1 protein-coding gene is annotated in these 880 nt (G+C 66.7%); it reads left to right on the top strand.

All coding sequences use genetic code 11. The features are described 5' to 3' along the window. Positions 1–880: condensation domain-containing protein (locus ACMGE0_RS33560; protein WP_436820173.1), on the top strand; the 880-nt coding region annotated here is incomplete at both ends.

Raw genomic sequence — 880 nt, 5'->3', positions numbered from 1 at the left:
ATTCCATCCTCTCCCTGCAGATCGTCGCCCGCGCCCGCAAGGCAGGGCTGATGTTGACGCCGAAGCAGATCTTCGAGGCACCGCGCGTTGGAGAACTCGCCAGGCTTGCGGGCGGCGAGGACGTGGAGGCGTTGGCGATCGTTGCGATCGAAGGGGAGATCCCCCTGACCCCGATCCAGCGGCTGTTCTTCGAGCGGCAAGGCGGGGAGAGCCACTGGAACCAGTCGGTACTCCTCAAGGTCAAGGGCGCCCTCGATGTGGCGGCGCTGGAGCGGGCGATCGACGCCATCGTCAAGCGGCACGATGCCTTGCGGCTTAACTTCATGAGCGCCTGCGACGAGGACTGGCATCAATGGCTGTTCGCCTATGAGAAGGTGCCGGTTCTGGAGGTGATCGATCTGCGGGCCGAGCCGGACTGGAAGGTGGGGCTGGAGCGTGAGGGGGAGCGTCTGCAGCGCAGCCTCGATCTGCTGCTCGGCCAGTTGATCCGCGTCGGCTACTTTAAGATCTCGGATGACGAAGGCCGGCTTCTGCTGGCGATCCACCATCTGGCGGTCGATGGCGTGTCGTGGCGCGTGCTGTTCGAGGAACTGCCGGAGGCCTATGAACAGGCCGAGCGGGGCGAGGCGATCGTGCTGCCGGAGATCTCGACGCCGTGGAGCGTCTGGGCGACGAAGCTGGCCGAATACGCCGCGAGCCCCGCGGTGACGGGCGAGCTCGGCTGGTGGAAGGCGCGGTTGGCGGATGCCACCGACACCCTGCCGCTCGAAGGGGAGGGCGATACCAGGACCGGCGCTGCCCGATCGGTGGGCATGGAGCTCGACCGGGAGACGACCCGCAGGCTGTTGCAGGAGGTACCGCGCGCCTATCGCATGCGCAT

Source organism: Neorhizobium descurainiae (genome assembly GCF_051400715.1).
In the GTDB taxonomy this organism is placed as follows: Bacteria; Pseudomonadota; Alphaproteobacteria; order Rhizobiales; family Rhizobiaceae; genus Neorhizobium.
This window is presented reverse-complemented; position numbering and strand designations above follow the sequence as displayed.